This window comes from Streptomyces sp. NPDC001100 (genome assembly GCF_053598575.1).
On sequence record NZ_JBSFKO010000004.1, the window covers coordinates 252046 to 273751 of the forward strand.

At 69.7% G+C, this 21706-nt stretch carries 25 protein-coding genes; 23 read left to right on the forward strand and 2 right to left on the reverse strand.

All coding sequences use genetic code 11. The features are described 5' to 3' along the window. Positions 1-14: 14 nt before the first annotated feature. Positions 15-872, reverse strand: coding sequence for an SAM-dependent methyltransferase (locus tag ACWDEW_RS07530; RefSeq protein ID WP_450510514.1), 858 nt, complete (start codon positions 870-872; stop codon positions 15-17). Between the two features lie 198 nt (positions 873-1070). Between ACWDEW_RS07530 and proS the strand changes: the two genes are divergently transcribed. From proS to ACWDEW_RS07620, 18 genes are all read left to right on the forward strand, one after another. Further along, complete coding sequence (gene proS / locus ACWDEW_RS07535; RefSeq protein WP_450510516.1) at positions 1071-2516, forward strand: proline--tRNA ligase; 1446 nt, start codon at positions 1071-1073, stop codon at positions 2514-2516. 260 nt (positions 2517-2776) lie between these two features. Next, positions 2777-3373 (forward strand): hypothetical protein, encoded by a 597-nt coding sequence (locus tag ACWDEW_RS07540; protein WP_019068763.1) that lies wholly within the window; start codon positions 2777-2779, stop codon positions 3371-3373. Positions 3374-3659: 286 nt separating this feature from the next. Further along, positions 3660-4079 carry a 30S ribosomal protein S16 gene (gene rpsP, locus ACWDEW_RS07545; protein ID WP_093629382.1) on the forward strand — a complete coding sequence of 140 codons (420 nt, stop codon included), beginning with the start codon at positions 3660-3662 and terminating at the stop codon, positions 4077-4079. 2 nt (positions 4080-4081) lie between these two features. Further along, positions 4082-4321 carry an RNA-binding protein gene (locus ACWDEW_RS07550; RefSeq protein WP_005479813.1) on the forward strand — a complete coding sequence of 80 codons (240 nt, stop codon included), beginning with the start codon at positions 4082-4084 and terminating at the stop codon, positions 4319-4321. A gap of 115 nt (positions 4322-4436) precedes the next feature. Next, positions 4437-4994: a ribosome maturation factor RimM gene (gene rimM, locus ACWDEW_RS07555; RefSeq protein ID WP_450510519.1), complete on the forward strand. Its 558-nt coding sequence runs from the start codon at positions 4437-4439 to the stop codon at positions 4992-4994. Continuing rightward, the gene (gene trmD, locus ACWDEW_RS07560; RefSeq protein WP_450510521.1) at positions 4994-5827 is read left to right on the forward strand and encodes a tRNA (guanosine(37)-N1)-methyltransferase TrmD; all 834 of its coding nucleotides are present in this window, start codon (positions 4994-4996) and stop codon (positions 5825-5827) included. The genes rimM and trmD overlap by 1 nt, the downstream gene beginning before the upstream one ends. Before the next feature lie 133 nt (positions 5828-5960). Continuing rightward, positions 5961-6311, forward strand: coding sequence for a 50S ribosomal protein L19 (rplS, locus tag ACWDEW_RS07565; protein WP_019068767.1), 351 nt, complete (start codon positions 5961-5963; stop codon positions 6309-6311). Positions 6312-6357: 46 nt separating this feature from the next. Next, entirely contained in the window at positions 6358-7074 is a 717-nt protein-coding gene (gene lepB / locus ACWDEW_RS07570; RefSeq protein WP_450510523.1) for a signal peptidase I, read from the forward strand. After that, positions 7067-8179 (forward strand): signal peptidase I, encoded by a 1113-nt coding sequence (gene lepB / locus ACWDEW_RS07575; protein ID WP_450510525.1) that lies wholly within the window; start codon positions 7067-7069, stop codon positions 8177-8179. Before lepB (ACWDEW_RS07570) ends, lepB (ACWDEW_RS07575) begins: the two co-directional genes overlap by 8 nt. Next, on the forward strand, positions 8067-9041 hold the full coding sequence (gene lepB / locus ACWDEW_RS07580) for a signal peptidase I (RefSeq protein WP_450510526.1): 975 nt from the start codon (positions 8067-8069) through the stop codon (positions 9039-9041). Before lepB (ACWDEW_RS07575) ends, lepB (ACWDEW_RS07580) begins: the two co-directional genes overlap by 113 nt. A gap of 78 nt (positions 9042-9119) precedes the next feature. Next, positions 9120-9899: a signal peptidase I gene (lepB, locus tag ACWDEW_RS07585; protein WP_450510528.1), complete on the forward strand. Its 780-nt coding sequence runs from the start codon at positions 9120-9122 to the stop codon at positions 9897-9899. After that, a complete protein-coding gene (locus ACWDEW_RS07590; protein ID WP_450510529.1) occupies positions 9889-10428 on the forward strand; it encodes an NUDIX hydrolase in 540 nt (179 codons plus the stop codon). The genes lepB (ACWDEW_RS07585) and ACWDEW_RS07590 overlap by 11 nt, the downstream gene beginning before the upstream one ends. 56 nt (positions 10429-10484) lie before the next feature. Beyond that, on the forward strand, positions 10485-10793 hold the full coding sequence (locus tag ACWDEW_RS07595; protein WP_003965949.1) for a DUF2469 domain-containing protein: 309 nt from the start codon (positions 10485-10487) through the stop codon (positions 10791-10793). 128 nt (positions 10794-10921) lie between these two features. Next, complete coding sequence (locus tag ACWDEW_RS07600) at positions 10922-11284, forward strand: YraN family protein (protein WP_450510531.1); 363 nt, start codon at positions 10922-10924, stop codon at positions 11282-11284. 1 nt (position 11285) lies between these two features. Beyond that, on the forward strand, positions 11286-12911 hold the full coding sequence (locus tag ACWDEW_RS07605; protein WP_450510532.1) for a YifB family Mg chelatase-like AAA ATPase: 1626 nt from the start codon (positions 11286-11288) through the stop codon (positions 12909-12911). Continuing rightward, on the forward strand, positions 12908-14068 hold the full coding sequence (dprA, locus tag ACWDEW_RS07610; RefSeq protein WP_450510533.1) for a DNA-processing protein DprA: 1161 nt from the start codon (positions 12908-12910) through the stop codon (positions 14066-14068). Before ACWDEW_RS07605 ends, dprA begins: the two co-directional genes overlap by 4 nt. Positions 14069-14351: 283 nt before the next feature. Further along, a complete protein-coding gene (whiG, locus tag ACWDEW_RS07615) occupies positions 14352-15194 on the forward strand; it encodes an RNA polymerase sigma factor WhiG (protein WP_019068776.1) in 843 nt (280 codons plus the stop codon). A 118-nt stretch (positions 15195-15312) separates the two neighbouring features. Continuing rightward, the gene (locus ACWDEW_RS07620) at positions 15313-15870 is read left to right on the forward strand and encodes a TetR/AcrR family transcriptional regulator (RefSeq protein WP_450510749.1); all 558 of its coding nucleotides are present in this window, start codon (positions 15313-15315) and stop codon (positions 15868-15870) included. A 72-nt stretch (positions 15871-15942) separates the two neighbouring features. Here ACWDEW_RS07620 and ACWDEW_RS07625 read toward each other — a convergent pair whose 3' ends face one another. Then, the gene (locus ACWDEW_RS07625) at positions 15943-16536 is read right to left on the reverse strand and encodes a peptidoglycan DD-metalloendopeptidase family protein (RefSeq protein WP_450510534.1); all 594 of its coding nucleotides are present in this window, start codon (positions 16534-16536) and stop codon (positions 15943-15945) included. A gap of 281 nt (positions 16537-16817) precedes the next feature. Between ACWDEW_RS07625 and rpsB the strand changes: the two genes are divergently transcribed. The 5 genes from rpsB to ACWDEW_RS07650 all read left to right on the forward strand — a co-directional run bounded on the left by rpsB (position 16818) and on the right by ACWDEW_RS07650 (position 21635). Then, complete coding sequence (gene rpsB / locus ACWDEW_RS07630; RefSeq protein WP_450510536.1) at positions 16818-17762, forward strand: 30S ribosomal protein S2; 945 nt, start codon at positions 16818-16820, stop codon at positions 17760-17762. 195 nt (positions 17763-17957) lie between these two features. After that, positions 17958-18794, forward strand: a complete 837-nt coding sequence (tsf, locus tag ACWDEW_RS07635) for a translation elongation factor Ts (RefSeq protein WP_450510538.1) — start codon at positions 17958-17960, stop codon at positions 18792-18794. A gap of 204 nt (positions 18795-18998) precedes the next feature. Further along, positions 18999-19757 (forward strand): UMP kinase, encoded by a 759-nt coding sequence (pyrH, locus tag ACWDEW_RS07640; protein WP_450510540.1) that lies wholly within the window; start codon positions 18999-19001, stop codon positions 19755-19757. Positions 19758-19887: 130 nt separating this feature from the next. Continuing rightward, on the forward strand, positions 19888-20445 hold the full coding sequence (gene frr / locus ACWDEW_RS07645; RefSeq protein ID WP_019068782.1) for a ribosome recycling factor: 558 nt from the start codon (positions 19888-19890) through the stop codon (positions 20443-20445). Then, positions 20445-21635, forward strand: a complete 1191-nt coding sequence (locus tag ACWDEW_RS07650) for a phosphatidate cytidylyltransferase (RefSeq protein WP_450510542.1) — start codon at positions 20445-20447, stop codon at positions 21633-21635. The genes frr and ACWDEW_RS07650 overlap by 1 nt, the downstream gene beginning before the upstream one ends. Positions 21636-21706 lie beyond the last annotated feature (71 nt).

A 21706-nucleotide genomic window follows, 5' to 3' on the forward strand; every position in this document is an offset into this window, starting at 1 on the left:
TAGTTCTCCAGTCCTCAGGGCGTACGCGCGATCACGTACCGGAACACGTTCGGCATCCACACCGTGCCGTCCTGCCGCCGATACGGATGCAACGCCTCCGCCAACTCCTTCTCCACCTGCACCTGATCCGTCGCGGTGATCGCCGCGTCGAAGAGCCCCGTCGACAGCAGCCCTCGTACGGCACTCTCCACATCGGCGTACCCGAAGGGGCACGACACCCGCCCGGAGCCGTCCGGCCGCAGACCGGCGCGCTGGGCGACCTCCTCCAGGTCGTCGCGCAGAGCCGGTCGCCAACTGCCCCCGCCGCGCAGCGGATCCGCCATCCTGGCGGCCACCCGCAGCACGGACGACGTGGCACAGCGCTCCGGCGGACCCCAGCCGGCCAGCACCACCGGCGCCCCGTGCTCGGTCGACGGCGTGGCGGACGCGAGCAGTTCACCGAGTCCCTCCGCGTCGCCCGCGAGACACCCGATGGGCTCGAAGGCGGTCACCAGGGAGTACGCGGGCGTCTCCGCGTCGGCCGCGTCCCTGGAGGAGCCGTAGACGAGCCGGGTCTGCGCACGCGCGCGTGGGGACCACGGGTCCGGCAGCAGCCGCTCCCGGGCGAGGGCCAGCCGTTCGGGGGAGGAGCGCTCGACACCGGTGACCGACGCGCCTCTGGAGGCAGCCATCAGCAGGGCGAGCCCGGAGCCGCAGCCGAGGCCGAGCAGCCGGGTGCCGGGCCCCACTTCGAGTCGCTCGTAGACGGCTTCGTAGAGCGGTACCAGCATCCGCTCCTGGATCTCGGACCAGTCACGCGCGCGTGCACCCAGGTCCACACGGGGCGCGGGCCCCGCATGAGGCAGGTAGTGCCGCACGAGCGTAGGTGTCATCGAAAGCGCCCCAATCCGCCGAGAGTTGTGGCCGTGCCCGTTTCCGAGGCCCCCGTGATGTGCGCTCGCACTTCCCCCGTATGCCAGCAAACTCCGCGCTCGCTACGGCGTCCAGGGTTTGTGGGGCCCGGCTTGTGGCTTCTCTGTGGGAGTGGCGAGAATTCACACGACGGCAACGTGGGCCCGTACCATCGCGCCATGGCGAAGGCACCCGTACTCACACCGCGGGCGGAAGATTTCCCCCGCTGGTACCAGGATCTGATCAGCAAGGCCGAGCTGGCCGACAACGGCCCGGTGCGCGGCTCCATGGTCATCCGACCGTACGGGTACGGCCTCTGGGAGCGGATGCAGGCCGAGATGGACGCCCGCATCAAGGAGACGGGCACCGAGAACGCGTACTTCCCGCTGCTGATCCCGCAGTCGTATCTCGCCCGCGAGGCCGACCACGTCGAGGGCTTCGCGCCCGAACTGGCCGTGGTCACGCACGGCGGCGGCAAGGAGCTGGAGGAGCCCGCGGTCGTCCGGCCCACCTCCGAGATGATCATCAACGACTACTTCTCGAAGTGGGTGCAGAGCTACCGCGACCTGCCCCTGCTGATCAACCAGTGGGCGAACGTGGTCCGTTGGGAACTGCGCCCCCGGCTCTTCCTCCGGACGAGCGAGTTCCTGTGGCAGGAGGGCCACACGGCGCACGCGACCTACGAGGAGGCGCGCGACTTCGCCGCGCACATCCACCGCAAGGTCTACGAGGACTTCATGGTCAACGTCCTCGCGATGGACGTCGTGCCGGGACGCAAGACGGTCAAGGAGCGGTTCGCGGGCGCGATCAACACCCTCACCCTGGAAGGGATGATGGGCGACGGCAAGGCGCTGCAGATGGCGACCAGTCACGAGCTGGGCCAGAACTTCGCCAAGGCCTTCAACACCCAGTACCTGTCCAAGGAGGGCAAGCAGGAACTGGTGTGGCAGACCTCCTGGGGCTCCACCACACGCATGATCGGCGCCCTGGTGATGATGCACGGCGACGACGACGGACTGAGGGTGCCGCCGCGGCTGGCGCACATCCAGGTCGTCGTTCTCGCGATCAAGGGCGACGAGGCGGTTCTGGCCAAGGTCCGCGAGCTCGGGGCCCGGCTCAAGGCGGCGGGCGTCCGCGTCCGTGTCGACGACCGTACGGACGTGCCCTTCGGGCGCCGGGCCGTCGACTGGGAGCTCAAGGGTGTGCCCGTACGGATCGAGATCGGGCCCCGTGACCTGGAGAACGGCACCGCGATGCTGGCCCGCCGGATCCCTGGGGGTACCTCCCAGGCTTTCGGCTCTGGGGGAGGCAAGGAGCCGGTGGCGATCGACTCCCTCGTGGAGCGGCTTCCCGTCATCCTTGAGGAGGACCAGGCGCTGCTGCTGAAGCAGTCCCGCGAGCGGCGCGAGTCCCGCACCTCCGAGGTGTCCACGATCGGGGAGGCCGTCGAGGCCGCGACCGCCGGCGGCTGGGCGCGCATCCCGTGGGCGACACTCGGTGAAGAGGGCGAGGCCGAGCTGGCCGAACACGCGGTCACCGTACGGTGTCTGGTCGCCGAGGACGGGTCGGTACCGGACGCCGACAAGGCACCCGGTAACGTCGCGGTCGTCGCGCGCGCCTACTGAAGCGGCGGCCTCCGGCGGCAGAGCGACCGAAAGGCCTCTTGCGCAACGGCGGACGACAGCTCCCCCGGCGCGCGGACACCGTCTACGCGCCGGGTCGTACGGAGGACTACGCACCAGCTTGGTATGAGCTGTGAGGCTTCTCCGCAGATCAGCGCACCCGCCCTCGTCAGGACGCATCAGCGGCAACTGACGGGTACGTGCAAATTATTTGGGATGCCCCGGAATCGGAACACAGGGGCACTCCGGCTCGTTGTCATTACGTGAGCACGACACAGACACCACCTGTTCTCGCCGCAGAGCTGGCAGAGGCGTGGGCCGACATTCAGCGGTACCACCCCGAACTGCCCGATCTGGCCGCGCCCGAGTCCCTGATCGGAGAGTCGTCGTCCGCCTGCGGACACGAGCTCTCCTTCGAGCGACTGCTCCATGAGGCAGTCCATGGCATCGCCGCAGCGCGCGGCGTGCGCGACACGTCCCGCGCCGGCCGCTACCACAACCGCAGATTCCTCGCGATCGCCGAGGAACTGGGCCTGGACCACCCCGACGAACCGCATCCCAGCAGCGGTTTCTCGCTGGTCCAGCTCAACCCCGAGGCCAAGCGGCGCTACCGGCCGACGATGGAGCGTCTCCAGCGCGCGCTGAAGGCGCACACCGTCGCCACCTCCGCGGACACCTCCCGCACCTTCCGCGGCCCGGCCGCCCGGCACGGCTCGTCCGGTGGCGGGGTCCGCGTCAAGGCGGTGTGCGACTGCGGTCGTAACGTACGGGTCGTCCCGTCGGTGCTGGCCCAGGCGCCGATCGTGTGCGGGGGCTGCGGCAAGCCCTTCCGCATTCCGGAGGTCGTGGGCGCGGCCTGAGGGTGCGGCTGCTCGTGGCAGCCGCACCCCGCAGGCCGGGTTGCGTACACCCGCGCCGGTCACCTCCCGGCGCCGGGTGTCGCTTCCGCATGGGCGGGGGCATGCGGGAGGCATGCTCCCCGGTCGGGCGAACCGCCAGGGTGTGGCACAATGGCTAGCTGTACTCGACAGCCGCACAGGAACCCTCTCGCCTCCGGCTGACGCGTCCATCGGGCACTCGGGTACCGCAACCCCACGCGGCCATCTGCCGTGCCCAACCACGTCAAAACCAGGAGAACCCACTCCCGTGGCAGTCAAGATCAAGCTGAAGCGTCTGGGCAAGATCCGTTCGCCTCACTACCGCATCGTCGTCGCCGACTCCCGTACCCGCCGTGATGGCCGGGCCATCGAGGAGATCGGTCTGTACCACCCGGTGCAGAACCCCTCGCGCATCGAGGTCGACACGGACCGCGCGCAGTACTGGCTGGGTGTCGGCGCACAGCCGACCGAGCCCGTCCTCGCCATCCTGAAGCTCACCGGCGACTGGCAGAAGTTCAAGGGCCTGCCGGCCCCGGCTCCGCTGCTCGTGGCCGAGCCGAAGGCCGCCCGCCCCGTGTTCGACGCCCTCGGTGGCGACGACGCGAGCAAGGGTGAGGCCATCACCCAGAAGAAGAAGGCCGACAAGAAGGACGAGGCCCCGGCCGAGTCCGAGTCGACCGAGGCCTGAGCATGCTCGAGGAGGCTCTCGAGCACCTCGTGAAGGGCATCGTCGACAACCCTGACGATGTGCAGGTCGCCTCACGCGACCTGCGTCGCGGACGCGTGCTGGAGGTCCGGGTGCACCCCGACGACCTCGGCAAGGTGATCGGTCGCAACGGCCGCACCGCTCGCGCTCTGCGCACCGTCGTGGGCGCCATCGGCGGCCGGGGTGTACGCGTCGACCTCGTCGACGTGGACCACGTCCGCTGACGTTCATCGCATACCGGCTCGGGCCGGGGAGGGCCTGCGGGCCGTCCCCGGCCCGTCGTCGTACTCGTCCTCGTACCAGTCGTCGTACTCGTCGCATCACAGGAGAGCAAGCACAGTGCAGCTGGTAGTCGCTCGCATCGGCCGCGCCCACGGCATCAAGGGCGAGGTCACCGTCGAGGTACGCACCGACGAGCCGGAACTCAGGCTCGCCCCCGGAGCCGTCCTGGCCACCGAACCCGCCTCCACCGGCCCCCTGACCATCGAGACCGGCCGGGTCCACAGCGGCCGGCTCCTGCTGCGCTTCGAGGGCGTGAGCGACCGCACCGGCGCCGAGGCCCTGCGCAACACCCTCCTGATCGCCGAGATCGACCCGGAGGAGCTGCCGGAGGAGGAGGACGAGTACTACGACCACCAGCTCATGGACCTGGACGTCGTCACCAAGGACGGCACCGAGGTCGGCCGGATCACCGAGATCTCGCACCTGCCCTCCCAGGACCTCTTCATCGTCGAGCGTCCCGACGGCAGCGAGGTGATGATCCCGTTCGTCGAGTCGATCGTCCTGGAGATCGACCTGGAGGAGCAGCGCGCGGTCATCGACCCGCCGCCCGGGCTGATCGACGACCAGGCGGAAATCGTGTCCTCCAAGGAAGCCTCTTCCGAAGAGGAGGCGTAATGCGGCTCGACGTCGTCACGATCTTCCCCGAGTACCTCGAACCGCTGAACGTCTCCCTCGTCGGCAAGGCGCGCGCGCGTGGACAGCTGAATGTGCACGTGCATGATCTGCGCTCCTGGACGTACGACCGCCACAACACGGTCGACGACACCCCCTACGGCGGCGGCCCCGGCATGGTGATGAAGACCGAGCCCTGGGGCGACGCCCTGGACTCCGTCCTGGCCGACGGCTACGAGACCGGCTCGGGCGCGCCCGCGCTCATCGTGCCCACGCCCAGCGGCCGGCCCTTCACCCAGGAACTCGCCGTGGAGCTCTCCGAGCGCCCCTGGCTGGTCTTCACGCCCGCCCGCTACGAGGGCATCGACCGGCGGGTCATCGACGAGTACGCGACCCGTATGCCCGTCTACGAGGTGTCCATCGGCGACTACGTGCTCGCCGGCGGCGAGGCGGCCGTCCTGGTCGTCACCGAGGCCGTGGCACGGTTGCTGCCGGGTGTCCTGGGCAACGCCGAGTCCCACCGCGACGACTCCTTCGCGCCCGGCGCCATGGCGAACCTCCTGGAGGGGCCGATCTACACCAAGCCGCCCCAGTGGCGCGGCCGGGAGATCCCGGACGTGCTGCTCAGCGGCCACCACGGCAAGATCGCCCGCTGGCGGCGCGACGAGGCGCTGAAGCGCACGGCCACCCACCGGCCCGACCTGATTGAGCGCTGCGAGCCCAAGGCCTTCGACAAGAAGGACCGCGAGATGCTCTCGATCCTGGGCTGGGCCCCGGACCCGGCGGGGGAGCCGTACGGCCGATTTTGGCGCAGGCAGGACGGCGTGGAAGAATAGGTCGCTGTTGTGCGTCGTCCGGCGTGCGCCCCTGCCACAGGGGGACACGACGCCCGCCCCGACACGGACAACATCCTTCACTTCACCTATCTCCCGTCGGTGACCTGTGGCATCGATGAAGAAAGCAGACGAAATGTCCCACCTGCTCGACATCGTCGACGGCGCCTCGCTGCGCACCGACATCCCGGCCTTCCGCCCGGGTGACACCGTCAACGTCCACGTGCGCGTCATCGAGGGCAACCGCTCCCGTGTGCAGCAGTTCAAGGGCGTAGTCATCCGTCGCCAGGGCTCCGGTGTCCGTGAGACCTTCACGGTCCGCAAGGTCTCGTTCTCCGTCGGCGTGGAGCGCACCTTCCCGGTGCACACCCCGATCGTCGAGAAGATCGAGCTCGTGACCCGTGGCGACGTCCGTCGCGCGAAGCTGTACTACCTCCGTGACCTGCGCGGCAAGGCCGCGAAGATCAAGGAGAAGCGCGACAACTAGTCGCCCTGCCGGGGTTCTTGCCGGGGCCGGATAACATCTGGCTCCGATGGACACCGAAGCACAGCCGACTGAGCGCGACCGCTCCTCCCGCCCTTCCGACTCCGAGGACATCTCGGACACCGGAGGGTCGGAGGGGCGGTCGCGTTTCGCGTTGCTGTCCCGTGCCGTCGAGTGGCTGCCCGGCGGCCGGATCACCCTGGCTGCCCTGGTCTGCTTGGTCTTTCTGCTGCTGCTCAACACTTTCTTGGTCCAGCCTTTCCAGATTCCCAGCGGATCCATGGAATCCGGATTGAGGATCGGAGACCGCGTTCTCGTAAATAAGTTGGCGTACCGTTTCGGTGCCCATCCGCGGCGTGGCGACATCGTTGTGTTCGACGGCACCGGCTATTTCGGGGATGCCGACTACATCAAGCGCGTTGTGGGTGTGGGGGGTGACCACGTGGTCTGCTGCGACAAGGAGGGGAGACTCCAGGTGAACGGGCGGTCGGTCGACGAGACGGCGTTCCTGTACCCCGGGGACACCCCGTCCGGCGTGCCGTTCGACGTCGTGGTGCCCTCCGGCACCCTCTTCGTCCTCGGTGACCACCGCAGCGACTCAAGCGACTCCCGGGATCACCTGGGCGACCCGGGCGGAGGCATGATTCCCGTTGGTGACGTCATCGGACGAGCCGATTGGGTCATCTGGCCCGCCGGGCACTGGACCCACCTCGTCCGACCCGGCGCCTACGCGCGCGTACCCGCCGCGGACGGCGCCCATGGGTAACCGCGGCAAACCGCGCGGCGCGGCGCCGGGCGGAAACTTCGGGAACGAGAACCTGCTGCCCACCGGCTTCCGACGCGCGGGCGCGCTCGCCCCGGCGGGCGGCGCTGGCCGCAGCCGGGCCGAGCGGCGCAAACTCCAGCGCAAGGTCAAGCGGCGGCGCAGGCGCGGCGCGGTCCGGGAGATACCCCTCCTGGTGGGCGTCGCGGTCCTCATAGCCCTCGTACTGAAGACCTTCCTCGTCCAGGCGTTCGTGATCCCGTCGGGCTCCATGGAGCAGACGATCCGCATCGGTGACCGGGTTCTGGTCGACAAGTTCACCCCGTGGTTCGGCTCCGAGCCCAAGCGCGGCGATGTCGTCGTCTTCCACGACCCGGGCGGCTGGCTCGCGGACGAGCAGACCACCAAGAAGAACGACCCCGTCGTGGTCAAGCAGGTCAAGGAGGGCCTCCAGTTCATCGGCCTGCTGCCGTCCGACAACGAGAAGGACCTCATCAAGCGGGTCATCGGCGTCGGCGGTGACCACGTCAAGTGCTGCGACTCGGAGGGGCGGGTGACCGTCAACGGCGTTCCCCTGACCGAGGCCGACTACCTGTACCCCGGGAACGCGCCGTCGGAGACGCCGTTCGACATCACCGTCCCCAAGGGCCGGCTGTGGGTGATGGGCGACCACCGCGGCAACTCGGCCGACTCCAGGGCGCACCAGAACACCAGTTACGGCGGTACGGTCGCGCTCTCCTCGGTGGTGGGGCGGGCCAAGGTGATCGCCTGGCCGATGGGCCACTGGACCAGCCTGAACGAACCTAAAACCTTCGCATCGGTTTCCAACTCCGTGTCGGGGACGACCGCCGGTCCCGAACTGTCGCATAGGGTTGCCCCGGTCGATCCGAACGGATCGGTCCAACTCCCGAGCCCTGCGGAACTCCCGCTCGTTATGGGAGTGGTGGGCCTGCGCCGAGGATCGGGCAGGCGGTGGCACAGAGTGAGGAGTTGGCGTGGGGGATGTGGCGGTTGGCGCACGGTCCGGACACGACGGCGAGGAGCACCAGGGACATCCCGTGGAAGTACCCGCCCCGGCCGCGGACAGCGCCGTGACCTCCGGGAGTGACGCCGGAGCGGACGAGGACGGTACGGCGCCCGGCGACGCGGCCCGGACCGAGGTGGTGGGGTCGGGCGACTCGCCCCCTCAGGCGAAGAAGCAGCGCTCCTTCTGGAAGGAGCTGCCGATCCTCATCGTCATCGCGCTCGTCCTGGCGCTGCTGATCAAGACGTTCCTGGTCCAGGCGTTCTCGATCCCCTCCGACTCGATGCAGAACACCCTCCAGCAGGGTGACCGGGTCCTGGTCGACAAGCTCACCCCGTGGTTCGGGTCCAAGCCCGAGCGCGGTGAGGTCGTCGTCTTCCACGACCCGGCCGACTGGCTGGCGGGCGAGCCGACGGCAAACCCCAACGCCCTGCAGACGGTGCTCAGCTGGATCGGCCTGATGCCGTCCGCCCAGGAGAAAGACCTGATCAAGCGAGTCATCGGCGTCGGCGGCGACACGGTCTCCTGCAGCGGCACCGGCCCGCTGATGGTCAACGGCAAGGCGCTGAACGAGCCGTACGTCTACCCGGGCAACACCCCGTGCACCAACGACGACCAGGGCGGTCAGTTCACCGTCAAGGTCCCCAAGGGTGACATCTGGGTGATGGGCGACCACCGGCAGAACTCGCGGGACTCGCGCTACAACCAGTCCGACAAGAACCACGGCATGGTCCCGGTGAAGGAGGTCGTCGGCCGCGCGATCGTCAAGGCCTGGCCCATCAACCGCTGGGGCACGCTGCCGATCCCGGACACCTTCGACCAGACCGGCATCAACACCCGGGCCTCGGCGTCCCGCCTGCTCACGGCCGCACCGGAGGGCCTCGCCCTCGTCGGCGTGCTGCCGCTGGCCCTGTGGCGCCGCAGGCGGTCCGCCAAGGTCGGGTAAAGGCCTTGTAGAGCTTGTGACCTTGGTCCCGGAGGAAGGGCTGACCACCCTCGGTACCGCCGGGTAGGGTGCGGACCCATGGGTGGCGAGAGCGCAACACGTACGGCCCCGCGTACCGGCGGTGGCACTGGCAAGGGCCCGGTGGGCAGCCGGACCGGACAGCGATTGTCCGGACTGGCCGTCGCACTGGGCCTTGTGCTGTTCCTCGGCGGATTCGGCTGGGGAGCGGTGGTCTACCGGCCGTACACGGTGCCCACCAGCTCCATGACGCCGACCATCGACATGGGCGACCGGGTGCTGGCGCAGCGCATCGACGGCAGCGAGGTGCGCCGGGGCGACGTCGTCGTCTTCACCGACAAGACCTGGGTGACGAACGCCCCCGTGGTCAAGCGCGTCGTCGCGGTCGGCGGGGACACCGTCTCCTGCTGCACCAACGGCAAGCTCGTCGTCAACGGCAAGCAGATCGACGAGGGCTACCTCAAGGGCGGCGCGGTCGAGGACAAGACGATCCCGACGGTGAAGGTCCCCAAGGGCCGCCTGTTCCTCCTCGGCGACGAGCGCCAGGGCTCCCTGGACTCCAGCGCCCACCTCACGGACGTCGCCAGCGGCACCGTCGCGAGCAGCGCCGTGAACGCCCGCGTGGACGCCGTCGTATGGCCCATGAAGGGCATGCTGGACCGCCCCACCGGCTTCGAGGAACTCGGCGGCCTCTCCCGGCCGGGCCCGCTGCGCACGGTCGTCGCCCTCATTGTCGCGGGCGCGGTGCTCGTCCTCGGCGGCGGCGCCTACGGCCCCGTCGCCAAGCGGCTGGCCGGCCGCCGCACCCGGACCCGTACGGAGCCCGCCGGTGCCCGCTGAGGCCACCGAGGAGGGCGCCTACGGCGACTCGTACGAGGGCGGGCTGCGCAAGGTCGCCCGGGTGATCCTCCTCGACCCGCAGGACCGCATCCTGCTGCTGCACGGCCACGAGCCGGACGACCCGGCCGACGACTGGTGGTTCACGCCGGGCGGCGGCCTGGAGGGCGACGAGACCCACGAGGAGGCGGCGCTGCGGGAACTCGCTGAGGAGACCGGGATCACCCGGGCGGAGCTCGGCCCGGTGCTGTGGACCCGGACCTGCTCCTTCCCGTTCGCGGGCCGCCGCTGGGACCAGGACGAGTGGTACTACCTGGCCAGGACGCCCGCCACGGCCGACGGGGTACCCGGTGCCACGGCCCTCACCGAGCTGGAGCGGCGCAGCGTCTCCGGAGCACGTTGGTGGACGTGCCGGGAACTGGAGCGGGCGCATGAGACGGTGTATCCGACCAGACTCGCCGAACTGCTCCGCAGGCTGATCGACGAAGGGCCCCCGGCCGGGCCGGTGACCCTTGACACGGAAATCGTCTAGGGGTGCACGGGACTGGCGCACAATGGTGGGATCGCACGGCTGAAGGGGAACATGCCATGAGCGCCGAGGACCTCGAAAAGTACGAGACCGAGATGGAGCTGAAGCTCTACCGGGAGTACCGCGATGTCGTCGGTCTGTTCAAATACGTGATCGAGACCGAACGGCGCTTCTACCTCACCAACGACTACGAGATGCAGGTGCACTCGGTCCAGGGCGAGGTTTTCTTCGAGGTGTCCATGGCGGACGCCTGGGTGTGGGACATGTATCGACCGGCTCGCTTCGTCAAGCAGGTCAGGGTGCTCACATTCAAGGACGTGAACATCGAGGAGCTGAACAAGAGCGATCTGGAGCTGCCGGGCGGCTGACGGCGGCTCCTCGCGGAGCGCCCGTCGCTCGTGTGGGTGACGGAGTTCTCCACAAGCACTGAACGGTCCACCAAGATCCACTCGGTGGACCGTTCTGCGTGACGGTTGGCGCCGGAGGTGGTGCCGACATGAACGCACGCAGTGCACTCGGCAAGTACGGCGAGACGCTGGCCGCACGACGGCTGGTCGCGGCCGGGATGACGGTCCTGGAGCGCAACTGGCGCTGTGGCAGGACCGGCGAGATCGACATCGTGGCTCGGGACGGCGACGTCCTGGTCGTCTGCGAGGTCAAGACACGGCGGGCCGGAGCCTACGAGCACCCGATGGCCGCGGTGACCCCCGAGAAGGCGGAGCGCCTGCGCGGCCTCGCCGAATGCTGGATCCACGCCCACGGAGGGGCACCACCGGGCGGTGTCCGCATCGACCTCGTGGGAGTCCTCCTGCCCGGCCGTGGCGCAGCCGTCGTCGAGCACGCGCGGGGGGTGGTCTGAGATGGCGTTCGCTCGTACGTGCTCGGTGGCGCTGGTGGGCGTCGAGGGCGTGGTCGTCGAGGTCCAGGCCGACCTCGAACCCGGCGTCGCCGCGTTCACGCTGGTCGGACTGCCCGACAAGAGCCTGACGGAGAGCAAGGACCGGGTGCGGGCCGCGGTCGTCAACTCCGGCGCCGCCTGGCCGCAGAAGAAACTGACGGTGGGCCTGAGCCCGGCGTCCGTACCGAAGAGCGGCAGCGGCTTCGACCTGGCCGTCGCCGCCGCGGTACTGGGCGCGTCCGAACGGATCGATCCCCGGGTGCTCGCCGACATCGTGATGATCGGAGAGCTGGGACTCGACGGGAGGGTCCGGCCGGTCCGGGGGATCCTGCCGGCTGTGCTGGCGGCGGCGGACGCGGGGTACGAGCAGGTGGTGGTGCCGGAGTGTGCCGCCGCCGAGGCATCCCTCGTGCCCGGGGTGTCCGTGCTCGGTGTCCGCACGCTGCGGCAGCTGATCGCCGTACTCGCCGACGAACCCGTGCCCGACGAGGAACCCGACGAGCTGGGACGCCCGGACCCGCTTCTCGCCGGACTGCGCATGCCCGGCACGGGCGCCGCCACGGGGATGCACAGCATGGGCGCGGCCCAGCACGACGCGGGGCATGACCTCGCGGACGTCGTAGGCCAGCTCTCCGCGCGGACGGCAGTGGAGGTCTCGGCGGCCGGGGGACATCATCTGTTCCTCGAAGGCCCGCCGGGAGCCGGCAAGACAATGCTCGCGGAGAGGTTGCCCGCCGTCCTGCCGCCGCTCGACCGGCAGGAGTCACTGGAGGTCACGGCGGTGCATTCGGTGGCGGGCCTCCTGCCGTCGGGCAGGCCCCTCATCGATGCCGCCCCCTACTGCGCCCCGCACCACTCGGCCACGATGCAGGCCCTCGTCGGGGGCGGGCAGGGGATCGCGCGGCCCGGGGCGGTGTCGCTTTCACACAGAGGTGTTCTGTTTCTGGACGAAACGCCGGAATTCAGTGGTCAGGCCCTCGACGCGCTTCGACAGCCCCTGGAGGCCGGGCATGTGGTGATCGCGCGCAGTGCGAGCGTCGTCCGGTTCCCGGCGAGGTTCCTGATGGTGCTCGCGGCCAACCCCTGTCCGTGCGGCCGTTTCTCGCAGACCGACGATCTGTGCGAGTGCGCGCCGATGTCGATCCGCCGCTATCAGGCCCGGCTCTCCGGCCCACTGCTCGACCGGGTGGACCTGCGGGTCACGGTGGACCGCGTCACGCGGGAGCAGCTCACCGCCTGCGGCGTGCGAGGAGAGACCACCGCGACGGTCGCGGACCGGGTGCGGGCGGCCAGGGAGCGGGCGGCGGCTCGCCTCGCGGACACTCCGTGGCGCACCAACAGCGAGGTGCCCGGCCGTGAACTGCGCAGCCGCTGGCACGCCGTGCGCGGAGCGATGGACGAGGCCGAACGCAGTCTGGAACGGGGTGCGCTGACCGCGCGCGGGATCGACCGGGTCCTGCGCGTGGCCTGGACTGTCGCGGACCTCAAGGGGCACGACCGGCCCGACCACACGGACGTGCTCCTCGCCCTGCAACTGCGCACAGGCGTCGCACGTGGCGCGCTGACGTCCCTCGGGGCACCGGCGTGACCGCGCACGAGGACCCGGGCGACGAGTTCCATGCCCGCGTCTTCCTCGCCCGGGTCGTCGAACCCGGCGACGAAGTGGCCGGGCGCTGGATTCGGGAGCTCGGAGCCGTGGAAGTGGCCCGGCGGCTGCGGGACGGGGGGCCGCAGCTGGTCGGGGTCACCGACAAACGCTGGGCCGGGCTGTGCACGCGGGCCGAGTCGGTCGAGCCGGGGCGGGACATGGAGGTCGCGCGGGAGGCCGGGGTGCGATTCGTGTGCCCCGGTGACACCGAATGGCCCGCCCAGCTGGACGACCTCGGGGACGCGCGGCCCATCGGACTGTGGGTGCGCGGGCGGCCCAGTCTGCGGGTATGGGCACTCAAGTCCGTCGCCGTCGTCGGCGCCCGCGCCTGCACCGAGTACGGCGCCCACATGGCGGCCACCCTCGCCGCCGATCTCGCCCAGGACGGCTGGATCGTCGTGTCCGGGGGTGCCTACGGCGTCGACGGTGCCGCACATCGCGGCGCCCTCGGCGCGGGCGGTGCCACCGTTGCCGTGCTCGCCTGCGGGGTCGACCGGGCCTACCCGCGCGGCCACGCCCAGTTGATCGACAGGATCGCCGAACAAGGGCTCGTGGTGGGCGAGTTGCCGCCCGGCGAGCATCCGACGCCGAGCAGGTTCATCCTCCGGAACCGGGTGATCGCGGCGCTCACCAGGGGCACCGTGGTGGTCGAGGCGGCGTACCGCAGCGGATCGCTCGTCACGGCCCGGGCGGCGCAGCGGCTGGGGCGCCACACCATAGGGGTGCCGGGGCCGGCCACCAGCGGGCTGTCCGCCGGTGTGCACGAACTCCTGCGCGGGGACGCGGTGCTGGTCACCGACGCGGCCGAAGTCGTCGAACTGGTCGGCGACATGGGCGAACTGGCTCCGGACCGACGCGGACCGGTGCTCCCGCGCGACCTGTTGGAGCCGGCCGCCCGCCGCATCCTCGCCGCCCTCCCCGGCAACAGGGCGGCAGCGGTACGGGAGATCGCCCGCGGTGCGCAGACCACGGAGGACGACGCGGTCGCGAGACTGTACGAACTCCGAGCACTTGGTTACGTCGAACGACACGGCGACGGCTGGAAGTTGACACGCCAGGCGATGATCTCGGTCCGGCCCGATCGGGGGCGCCGCTGACCGAGTGTGTTCGGCCGTCCGGGGGAACCCCGACACCCTTGGGAATTCCCGCAGTTGGCGCATTCCGGTGATCACGCAGAGCGACTGGAGTGGCCCGTTCCGGCAACCCGTCGAACGCGTCCGTGGCCGGTCCGAGCCCTGCCCTTCGCACACCGCGACACTCCAGTCACGCTACGCTCACGGGGATTCCGGCACAGACCGGCAAACAGACCGGCATCTCCCCATCACTCCGACAGCTCACCCAGGCAACCCCACTTCACGGCAGAACGGCACAAGGCGACGAATGCCCCAGCACACCTCCGGGTCCGACCGGGCGGCGATCCCCCCAGCCGCCCGTGACGGTGGCAGCGTCCGGCCGCCCGCTCCCTCGACGCTCGACGAGCTGTGGCGGTCGTACAAGACGACGGGCGACGAGCGGCTGCGCGAGCAGCTGATCCTGCACTACTCGCCGCTCGTGAAATACGTCGCGGGACGGGTGAGCGTGGGGTTGCCGCCCAACGTCGAGCAGGCGGACTTCGTGTCGTCGGGGGTGTTCGGACTGATCGACGCCATCGAGAAGTTCGACATCGAGCGGGAGATCAAGTTCGAGACGTACGCGATCACCCGCATCCGGGGCGCGATGATCGACGAGCTGCGCGCCCTCGACTGGATCCCGCGCTCGGTGCGGCAGAAGGCGCGGAATGTGGAGCGGGCGTACGCGACGCTGGAGGCGCGGCTCAGGCGCACCCCCAGCGAAGGCGAGGTGGCCGCCGAGATGGGCATCGCGGTGGACGAACTCCACGCTGTCTTCAGCCAGTTGTCGCTGGCCAACGTGGTGGCCCTGGAGGAGCTGCTGCATGCAGGCGGAGAGGGCGGCGACCGGCTCAGCCTGATGGACACCCTGGAGGACACCGCCGCCGACAACCCGGTGGAGGTGGCGGAGGGGCGGGAGCTGCGGCGGTTCCTGGCGCGGGCGATCAACACGCTGCCCGAGCGGGAGAAGACCGTCGTCACGCTCTACTACTACGAGGGGCTGACCCTCGCCGAGATCGGCAATGTGCTCGGGGTGACCGAGAGCCGGGTCAGTCAGATCCACACCAAGTCGGTGCTGCAACTGCGCGCCAAGCTGGCCAGTTTCGGCCGCTGAGCGAAAGCCGTACCGCCTTCTCGACCTCGCAGAATCGTGCCTGCATGGCCCCGGTCACTCCCGCCGGGGGTGGACCGTCCGTAGAGTGGTTGACGTGCCAAGGATTCGAGCGGCCTCCGTGGCCGAGCACCGGTCGATGCAGCGAGCCGCCCTGCTGGACGCGGCTCGCTCCCTGCTGTCCGAGGGCGGGACGGAGGCGCTGACCTTCCCGGCCCTGGCCGAGCGGACGGGTCTCGCGCGGTCCTCCGTGTACGAGTACTTCCGCTCCCGGGCCGCCGTCGTCGAGGAACTCTGCGAGGTCGACTTCCCCGTCTGGGCGGCGGACGTGGCGGCGGCGATGGAGCGGGCCGGCTCCGCCGAGGCCAAGGTGGAAGCGTACGTGCGGCAGCAGCTGGCCCTGGTCGGGGACCGGCGGCACCGGGCCGTGGTCGCCATCTCGGCGAGTGAACTGGACGCCGGGGCGCGGGAGAAGATCCGGGCCGCACACGGTGGGCTGGTCGCGATGATCGTCGAGGCGTTGGCGGAGATGGGGCATGGGGAGCCTCGGTTGGCCGCGATGTTGCTGCAAGGGGTTGTCGATGCGGCTGTGCGGCGGATTGAGCTGGGGGCTGCGGAGGATCCTTCGGTGATTACCGAGGCTGCGGTGAGTATGGCTTTGCGGGGCGTTCAGGGTTGAGTGTCGGCTGCGGGCCGGTGGGGGCTGGTCGCGCCCCGCGGCGGAGCCGCAAATCGATACAGCCCCGCGCCCCTAAAGACCGGGCGTTCCCAGGACCGGCAGCAAGCGTGACGGCCCCCTGTTCAGCAGCCACGGTGGCAGTAGTCCCAGCGGGTCCAAGTACGCCTCTCCTCTCAGCAGGCCCCAGTGCATGCACGTCGTCGCGCAGTGCGAGCCCGTGACCTCGACCGTCCCCACGACGCCGCCCGCCTCCACCACGTCCCCCTTCTTCACCGTCGCGCTCACCGGTTCGTAGGTCGTGCGGAGATCCGTCCCCGTCAGTTCCACCGAGACCACCCCTTTCCCTGCCACCCGCCCCGCGAAGGACACCCGGCCCGCCGCCACCGCCCGTACCGGAGCGCCGGCCGGGGTCGACAGGTCCACGCCCCGGTGGCCGCGGGCGTAGAGCGTCGCCGGGGGCTCCCAGCCTCGTAGGACCAAGGGGTGGGAACCGACGGGCCAGGTGCGGGCCATGGCCGGTAGGGGAGGGGGTGGGACTCCCGGTGGCGGTGGAGGGGCGTCGTCCGCCCGGGCCGCGCAGGTCAGCAGGGTCAGGAAGAGGGCCAGTACCAAGGCCAGCGCCGGGTGCGGATGCCGCAGTTGTCGTGGATGCCGTCGTGTTCGCATGGCACAAACCGTGCCGTACCCGTGTCGATCATGGCCGGGACCTGTGGACCGGCGGGTGCCTGTGGACAACGGCGTCACCCGGTACCTCGCGGGTCCCGTACACTTCCTTTGGCGATCCGGGTCACCGGGTCGACTTCGCACGCCCCGACATCCGGTCCTCCGTCGAGAGACGAAAACCGGTGTCAGCGCTCCTCGGTCCTCTGGGCACGCGCATGTGGGCGTCAGGCGCGAGTGCCGTCCCGGTGCTCGCGGCACAACCGAGAAAATCAAGGAGAACGGCCATGGCCGTCGTCACGATGCGGGAGCTGCTGGAAAGCGGCGTCCACTTCGGTCACCAGACCCGTCGTTGGAACCCGAAGATGAAGCGCTTCATCTTCACGGAGCGCAACGGCATCTACATCATCGACCTGCTCCAGTCGCTGTCGTACATCGACCGCGCCTACGAGTTCGTCAAGGAGACCGTCGCCCACGGCGGCACGGTCATGTTCGTCGGCACGAAGAAGCAGGCGCAGGAGGCCATCGCCGAGCAGGCCACCCGCGTCGGCATGCCCTACGTCAACCAGCGCTGGCTGGGCGGCATGCTCACCAACTTCTCCACCGTCTACAAGCGTCTGCAGCGCCTCAAGGAGCTTGAGCAGATCGACTTCGAGGACGTCGCCGCGTCCGGTCTCACCAAGAAGGAGCTTCTCGTGCTCTCGCGCGAGAAGGCCAAGCTGGAGAAGACCCTCGGTGGTATCCGCGAGATGTCCAAGGTCCCCAGCGCCGTCTGGATCGTGGACACCAAGAAGGAGCACATCGCGGTCGGTGAGGCCCGGAAGCTCAACATTCCGGTCGTCGCCATCCTCGACACGAACTGCGACCCCGACGAGGTCGACTACAAGATCCCGGGCAACGACGACGCGATCCGCTCCGTCACCCTGCTCACCCGCGTGATCGCCGACGCCGTCGCCGAGGGCCTCATCAGCCGCTCCGGTGTCGCCGCCGAGGCCAAGGGTGACAAGGCCGCCGGCGAGCCGCTCGCCGCGTGGGAGCGCGACCTGCTCGAAGGCGAGAAGAAGGCTGACGAGGCTCCGGCCGCCGACGCCGAGGTGCAGACCTCCGCCGAGACGGAGAAGGTCGCCGACGCCGAGCAGGCCGACGCTCCGGTCGCTGCCGAGGAGGCCGCTGCCGAGGTCGAGGCCCCCGCCGCCGAGGCTGCTCCGGCCGCCGACGCCGAGCAGGCCTGACCCTCCGGCCAACGGCCTGACCTTCCGGGCCAAAGGGCTGAGCCGAAGTGACGGCGGGTGGTGCCGACCGCGCCACCCGCCGTTCACTCACAGCCCCTAGATCTTCGTAGCCCGTAGATCTTTGGCGGGAGCCCGCTCACCACGCGGCCGCCGCCGACTTCGAGACTTCGAACTCCGAGAAGAGATTTCCAGATCATGGCGAACTACACCGCCGCCGACGTCAAGAAGCTCCGCGAGCTCACCGGCGCCGGCATGATGGACTGCAAGAAGGCGCTGGACGAGGCCGACGGCAACGTCGAGAAGGCCGTCGAGGCGCTCCGTATCAAGGGCCAGAAGGGCGTCGCCAAGCGCGAGGGCCGCTCCGCCGAGAACGGCGCCGTGGTCTCCGTCATCGCCGACGACAACGCCTCCGGTGTCCTGGTCGAGCTGAAGTGCGAGACGGACTTCGTCGCCAAGGGCGAGAAGTTCCAGGCCGTCGCCAACCAGATCGCCCAGCACGTCGCCGCCACCGCCCCGGCCGACATCGCGGCGCTCCTCGCGTCCGAGATCGAGCCCGGCAAGACGGTCCAGGCGTTCGTCGACGAGGCCAACGCGAACCTGGGCGAGAAGATCGTCCTGGACCGCTTCGCCCAGTACGCCGACGGTTACGTCTCCGCGTACATGCACCGCACGATGCCCGACCTGCCCCCGCAGATCGGTGTCCTCGTCGAGCTGGACAAGCCCAACGCCGAGGTCGCCCGCGGTGTCGCCCAGCACATCGCCGCCTTCGCGCCGAAGTACCTGGCCAAGGAGGACGTGCCGGCCGAGGTCGTCGAGTCCGAGCGCCGCATCGCCGAGGAGACCACCCGCGCCGAGGGCAAGCCCGAGGCCGCGATCGCCAAGATCGTCGAGGGTCGTGTGGGCGGCTTCTTCAAGGACGCGACGCTGCTCGGTCAGCCGTACGCGCTCGACCCCAAGAAGTCCGTCCAGAAGGTTCTGGACGAGGCGGGTGTCACCCTGAAGCGCTTCACGCGCATCAAGGTCGGCATCTGAGTCCGTACCGCGATCGACGCGCGGCGGCCCGCGGAATCCCGCTAGGGTCGTCAGCAGTCGAGCCGGTACGCCGTCGCGCACGCGCGCGTGGCGGACGACAGCAGATCTGACGAGGAGGCCATTGCCGAGCATGGGATGCGAACGACACCCCACCGGCAGTGGCCTTCTTCGTATGTGCGACCACGTAAAAGAGGCGAGAACGTCATGACCACCAAGGCCCAGAAGAGCGACGACGGCAAAGTACGCGGCCGGTTTCTGCTGAAGCTGTCCGGAGAGGCCTTCTCCGGAGGCGGTGGCCTGGGCGTCGACCCCGACGTGGTGCACAAGATCGCCCGCGAGATCGCGGCCGTCGTGCGGGACGGCGCGGAGGTCGCCGTCGTCATCGGCGGCGGCAACTTCTTCCGCGGCGCCGAACTCCAGCAGCGCGGCATGGACCGGGCCCGCTCCGACTACATGGGCATGCTCGGCACCGTGATGAACTGCCTCGCCCTCCAGGACTTCCTGGAGAAGGAGGGCATCGACAGCCGCGTCCAGACCGCCATCACCATGGGCCAGGTCGCCGAGCCGTACATCCCGCTGCGCGCCGTGCGCCACCTGGAGAAGGGCCGTGTGGTCATCTTCGGCGCGGGTATGGGCATGCCGTACTTCTCCACCGACACCACCGCCGCCCAGCGCGCCCTGGAGATCAACGCCGAGGCGCTGCTGATGGGCAAGAACGGCGTGGACGGGGTCTACGACTCCGACCCGAAGACCAACCCCGCGGCCGTCAAGTTCGACTCGCTGAGCTACGGCGAGGTCATCACCCAGGACCTCAAGGTCGCCGACATGACCGCCATCACCCTGTGCCGCGACAACAAGCTTCCGATCCTGGTCTTCGAGCTGATCGCCGAGGGCAATATCGCCCGCGCCGTCAAGGGTGAGAAGATCGGCACGCTTGTGGGTGACCAAGGCAGCCAGGGCTGATGACCCTGACCGGGGGATGGACAATGTCCTGCCGGTCGGGAACCGTGCAGGAAGAAGACGCGACGCAGCCGGCCGCCGACGCCGACACAGCACAGCAGCCGGGCCTACTCAAGACACGCAGGAGCAAGTGGTGATCGAAGAGACCCTCCTCGAGGCCGAGGAGAAGATGGAGAAGGCCGTCGTGGTCGCCAAGGAGGACTTCGCCGCGATCCGCACCGGCCGTGCGCACCCGGCGATGTTCAACAAGATCGTGGCGGACTATTACGGGGCACTGACGCCGATCAACCAGCTGGCCTCGTTCTCCGTGCCGGAGCCGCGCATGGCCGTGGTGACCCCGTTCGACAAGAGCGCGCTGCGCAACATCGAACAGGCGATCCGCGACTCGGACCTCGGAGTCAACCCGAGCAACGACGGAAACATCATCCGCGTGACGTTCCCCGAGCTGACGGGGGAGCGCCGCAAGGAGTACATCAAGGTCGCCAAGACCAAGGCCGAGGACTCCAAGATCTCGATCCGTTCCATCCGCCGCAAGGCCAAGGAGACGATCGACAAGTTCGTCAAGGACGGCGAGGTCGGCGAGGACGAGGGCCGTCGCGCGGAGAAGGAGCTCGACGACACCACGGCGAAGTACGTCGCCCAGGTGGACGAACTCCTCAAGCACAAGGAAGCGGAGCTGCTCGAGGTCTGATGAACGACTCTTCCTGGGGAGCACCGCCACAAGCCGGGTACTGGGGGCCGTCCGACCAGGGGCCTGTCCAGGGGGCTGCCCCGGCGGGTCCCACGTACGATGCGCCTGAGGCGCAGCAGACTCGCCCCATGCCCATCGTGCCCGACGAGCCCGCATACGGCGGACACCAGGATGACGACCGGGGGGCCGCTCGGCTGAGCGGCCCCTTGTTCCGCGACGAGACGCAGCAGCCGCCGTACGACGTACGGCAGTCGCCGTCGTACGACCCGCGGACGCAGCCCTCTGACACGCCGCAGGCGCAGCCCTACGGGGCGGTGCCGCAGAATCCGGAGCCCATGCCCGACGCCTCGCCACCGGCGCCCGCCCCGCAGAAGAAGAGCGCGGGCCGGGACCTGGGTGCGGCCATAGGGGTCGGCGTCGGACTCGGTGCGGTGATCATCGCGTCCCTGTTCGTCGTCAAGGCCGTGTTCGTCGGCGTGATAGCGGTGGCCGTGGTCGTCGGCCTGTGGGAGCTGACCTCGCGGCTGCAGGAGCGCAAGGGCATCAAGGCGCCCCTCGTGCCCCTCGCGGTCGGCGGGGCCGCGATGGTCGTCGCCGGTTACGTCCGGGGTCCCGAGGGTGCCTGGGTCGCCATGGCGCTCACCGCGCTCGCCGTCCTCGTGTGGCGGATGACGGAACCGCCGGAGGGCTACCTCAGGGACGTAACGGCGGGTGTCTTCGCGGCGTTCTACGTGCCGTTCCTGGCCACGTTCGTCGCCCTGATGCTCACCGCCGACGACGGCGCCTGGCGGGTCCTGACGTTCCTGCTGCTGACGGTCGTCAGCGACACCGGGGCCTACGCCGTCGGCTGGCGCTTCGGCACGCACAAGCTCGCTCCGCGCATCAGCCCCGGAAAGACCCGCGAGGGCCTGTTCGGGGCGGTGTCCTTCGCGATGGTGGCGGGCGCGCTGTGCATGCAGTTCCTGATCGACGACGGCAGCTGGTGGCAGGGCCTCGTCCTGGGCCTCGCGGTCGCGGCCAGCGCCACGCTGGGCGACCTCGGCGAGTCCATGATCAAGCGCGACCTCGGCATCAAGGACATGGGCACGCTGCTGCCGGGCCACGGCGGCATCATGGACCGGCTGGATTCCTTGCTGCCGACTGCTCCGGTCGTGTGGCTGATGTTCGTGTTGTTCGTCGGGTCCGCCTGACGATCGTCGTCGTACGACATTCCGGGCGCCCCCGTTCCGTGGAGGACTTCTCCAGGGCACGGGGGCGCCCG

Bases quoted from the DNA above. Each gene is read 5' to 3' on its own strand.
- ACWDEW_RS07530 (WP_450510514.1), bottom strand. From the start codon at position 872: ATGACACCTACGCTCGTGCGGCACTACCTGCCTCATGCGGGGCCCGCG.
- proS (WP_450510516.1), top strand. From the start codon at position 1,071: ATGGCGAAGGCACCCGTACTCACACCGCGGGCGGAAGATTTCCCCCGC.
- ACWDEW_RS07550 (WP_005479813.1), top strand. From the start codon at position 4,082: ATGCTCGAGGAGGCTCTCGAGCACCTCGTGAAGGGCATCGTCGACAAC.
- trmD (WP_450510521.1), top strand. From the start codon at position 4,994: ATGCGGCTCGACGTCGTCACGATCTTCCCCGAGTACCTCGAACCGCTG.
- rplS (WP_019068767.1), top strand. From the start codon at position 5,961: ATGTCCCACCTGCTCGACATCGTCGACGGCGCCTCGCTGCGCACCGAC.
- lepB (WP_450510523.1), top strand. From the start codon at position 6,358: ATGGACACCGAAGCACAGCCGACTGAGCGCGACCGCTCCTCCCGCCCT.
- lepB (WP_450510525.1), top strand. From the start codon at position 7,067: ATGGGTAACCGCGGCAAACCGCGCGGCGCGGCGCCGGGCGGAAACTTC.
- lepB (WP_450510528.1), top strand. From the start codon at position 9,120: ATGGGTGGCGAGAGCGCAACACGTACGGCCCCGCGTACCGGCGGTGGC.
- ACWDEW_RS07595 (WP_003965949.1), top strand. From the start codon at position 10,485: ATGAGCGCCGAGGACCTCGAAAAGTACGAGACCGAGATGGAGCTGAAG.
- ACWDEW_RS07600 (WP_450510531.1), top strand. From the start codon at position 10,922: ATGAACGCACGCAGTGCACTCGGCAAGTACGGCGAGACGCTGGCCGCA.
- ACWDEW_RS07605 (WP_450510532.1), top strand. From the start codon at position 11,286: ATGGCGTTCGCTCGTACGTGCTCGGTGGCGCTGGTGGGCGTCGAGGGC.
- whiG (WP_019068776.1), top strand. From the start codon at position 14,352: ATGCCCCAGCACACCTCCGGGTCCGACCGGGCGGCGATCCCCCCAGCC.
- ACWDEW_RS07625 (WP_450510534.1), bottom strand. From the start codon at position 16,536: ATGCGAACACGACGGCATCCACGACAACTGCGGCATCCGCACCCGGCG.
- rpsB (WP_450510536.1), top strand. From the start codon at position 16,818: ATGGCCGTCGTCACGATGCGGGAGCTGCTGGAAAGCGGCGTCCACTTC.
- tsf (WP_450510538.1), top strand. From the start codon at position 17,958: ATGGCGAACTACACCGCCGCCGACGTCAAGAAGCTCCGCGAGCTCACC.
- pyrH (WP_450510540.1), top strand. From the start codon at position 18,999: ATGACCACCAAGGCCCAGAAGAGCGACGACGGCAAAGTACGCGGCCGG.
- ACWDEW_RS07650 (WP_450510542.1), top strand. From the start codon at position 20,445: ATGAACGACTCTTCCTGGGGAGCACCGCCACAAGCCGGGTACTGGGGG.